A 2995-nucleotide genomic window follows, 5' to 3' on the forward strand; every position below is an offset into this window, starting at 1 on the left:
CTGGCGGGAATGAAGCTGGGCGGGACGCCGCTGGTCGAGTATACGCGGGACAGGCTGCACCGTGAGACGGTGCGCAGCTTCGGCAGCATGGCAGGCAGTAATTCCGCATACGAACTGACCAGCACATACACCCCCGCAGGTCAGTTACAGAGTCAGCACCTGAACAGCCTGGTGTATGACCGTGACTACGGGTGGAATGACAACGGCGACCTGGTGCGCATCAGCGGCCCGCGACAGACGCGGGAATACGGCTACAGTGCCACGGGCAGGCTGGAGAGCGTGCGCACCCTCGCACCGGACCTGGACATCCGCATCCCGTATGCCACGGACCCGGCGGGCAACCGGCTGCCGGACCCGGAGCTGCACCCGGACAGTACACTCACAGTGTGGCCGGATAACCGCATCGCGGAGGATGCGCACTATGTCTACCGCCACGATGAATACGGCAGGCTGACGGAGAAGACGGACCGCATCCCGGCGGGTGTGATACGGACGGACGACGAGCGGACCCACCACTACCACTACGACAGCCAGCACCGCCTGGTGTTCTACACGCGGATACAGCATGGCGAGCCACTGGTCGAGAGCCGCTACCTCTACGACCCGCTGGGACGGCGAATGGCGAAACGGGTATGGCGGCGGGAGCGTGACCTGACGGGGTGGATGTCGCTGTCGCGTAAACCGGAGGTAACGTGGTACGGGTGGGACGGTGACCGGCTGACGACGGTACAGACCGACACCACACGTATCCAGACGGTCTACCAGCCTGGGAGCTTCACGCCGCTCATCCGCATCGAAACAGAGAACGGCGAGCGGGAGAAAGCGCAGCGCCGGAGCCTGGCGGAGAAGCTGCAGCAGGAAGGGAGTGAGGACGGGCACGGTGTGGTGTTCCCGGCAGAACTTGTGAGGATGCTGGACAGGCTGGAGGAAGAAATCCGGGCAGACCGCGTGAGCAGTGAAAGCCGGGCGTGGCTTGCGCAGTGCGGGCTGACGGTGGAGCAACTGGCCAGACAGGTGGAGCCGGAATACACACCGGCACGCACGCTGCATCTGTATCACTGCGACCACCGGGGCCTGCCGCTGGCGCTCATCAGCGAAGACGGCAATACGGCGTGGAGCGGGGAGTATGATGAGTGGGGAAACCTGCTGAATGAGGAAAACTCGCATCACATGCACCAGCCGTACCGTCTGCCAGGGCAGCAACACGATGAGGAGTCGGGGCTGTATTATAACCGGAACCGGTACTATGACCCGCTACAGGGGAGGTATATCACCCAGGATCCAATCGGGCTAAGAGGTGAATGGAATCTGTATAAATATCCATTAAACCCTGTTCGGTTTATAGATTCTTTGGGTTTAAAATTCCATGTTAACGGTGATCCAAGTGATTTTAATCAGGCTGTTGAGTATTTAAAACAAGATTCACGAATGAAAGAAGCTATAGATTTTTTATCAAGCTCTGAAGAAACCATAAAGATAGAGTATATTGATGAAACCGACGTTAGATTTGACCCGGATAAAATGACTATATATTGGAATGGTAAGGCGGCTTTATTTTGTTCAACTGATTTAAAATCGAAATCACAATCACCTGCATTAGGTTTGGGGCATGAGTTTGCTCATGCGCACTTATATCTTATTGATAAGGATGGTTATATGGGGCTTGTGAGACGTGCGGATGAACAATATAAAAATAAAGAAGAGGCGAGAGTTATCACTTTAATTGAACAGCATGCGGCGAAAACTTTAGGTGAGTGTACCAGAACAGCATATAATGGAGTGTATTATCGTGTGAATACACCAACGCAGACGGCAACAATAAATGGCACGCCAGAATAGTGAGATTTTTTTATGATGAAATATTTGATGGTTTTATTGTCTCTATTTTCTGCTTCGGTATTGGGGATGGGGCGAGTGAATGAATTGTGTGGAATAGATAGTGTGAAAACGATAGAAATAATTAATCTTCCAGCATATGTTACCACCTTAACCCCGCTTAGCAAGGAAGGTCTCAAGAGAATATACAAACATAAAGTGGTGGTGAATGGGGTTAGCGATTTTTATGCTGGTGAGATAATTGATTTATTGCAAATGAAGTATTTCAGGAAGGAGGAGAATAACGATATAAGATGGGGGGTTGACATTGTTTCGAATAAAAATAATAAATGTGAAATTTATTTTGATGGTTTTGGTGAATGTGGCAGTGTGAATGGCATTAACGTATGTTTTGAAAAAAATGAAATGATAGATTGGATTAAAAAAGAAATCCCTTTTCTGTCGCAAGAAATAGGTGGGCTTTAAATGGTAGGGCAATATTCAAAGACAGTATAGGTAACTATTTGTATGGACATGTAAGGTAAAAGAAAAGGAATAAACCATGAGCGGAAAACCGGCGGCGCGGCAGGGTGACATGACCCGCAAGGGACTGGATATTGTGCAGGGTTCAGCAGGGGGGCTGATAGGCAGGGAAAGATCATCAGAAGTACACTTTTTGTACTAAACAATTCGCATTTTATGTTTAAAAATTGAGATATTCCTCATTACCTGAAGCTGTTTTTTATTGCTTATACATGATCAAATACTCCTTACATAATTAAGGAGAACAAAATGGTACTTAAAAAATTGATGGAACATATTTCTGTTATCCCCGATTACAGACAAGCCTGGAAAGTGGAGCATAAATTATCGGATATTCTACTGTTGGCTATTTGTGCCGTTATTTTTGGTGCAGAAGGATAGGAAAATATAGCGAATTTTTGGGAAACACATCTCGATTTTTTGAAGTGATATGGTGATTTTGAAAATGGTATTCCTGTTCACGATATCATTGCCAAAGTTGTATCCTGTATCAGTCCTGCAAAATTTCATGAGTGCTTTATTAACTGGATGCGTGACTGCCATTCTTCAGATGATAAAGACGTCATTGCAATTGATGGAAAAACGCTCCGGCACTCTTATGACAAGAGTCGCCGCAGGGGAGCGATTCATGTCATTA

The 2995-nt window shown here is 48.3% G+C and carries 2 protein-coding genes and 2 pseudogenes; all 4 read left to right on the plus strand.

The genetic code is table 11. The features are described 5' to 3' along the window. Window positions 1-1839, plus strand: a 1839-nt coding sequence (locus BGE37_RS24585) for an RHS repeat domain-containing protein (RefSeq protein ID WP_198598478.1), incomplete at its 5' end; no start/stop codon positions are given. Between the two features lie 12 nt (window positions 1840-1851). Continuing rightward, window positions 1852-2301 (plus strand): hypothetical protein, encoded by a 450-nt coding sequence (locus BGE37_RS24590; RefSeq protein ID WP_001605072.1) that lies wholly within the window; start codon window positions 1852-1854, stop codon window positions 2299-2301. Window positions 2302-2377: 76 nt separating this feature from the next. Beyond that, a pseudogene (locus BGE37_RS25875) lies at window positions 2378-2464 on the plus strand (hypothetical protein); the annotation flags it as partial. A 143-nt stretch (window positions 2465-2607) separates the two neighbouring features. Beyond that, window positions 2608-2995, plus strand: a pseudogene (locus tag BGE37_RS24595) (ISAs1 family transposase); the annotation flags it as partial.

Source organism: Escherichia sp. MOD1-EC6300 (assembly GCF_002965045.1).
Classification (GTDB): Bacteria; Pseudomonadota; Gammaproteobacteria; order Enterobacterales; family Enterobacteriaceae; genus Escherichia; species Escherichia coli_F.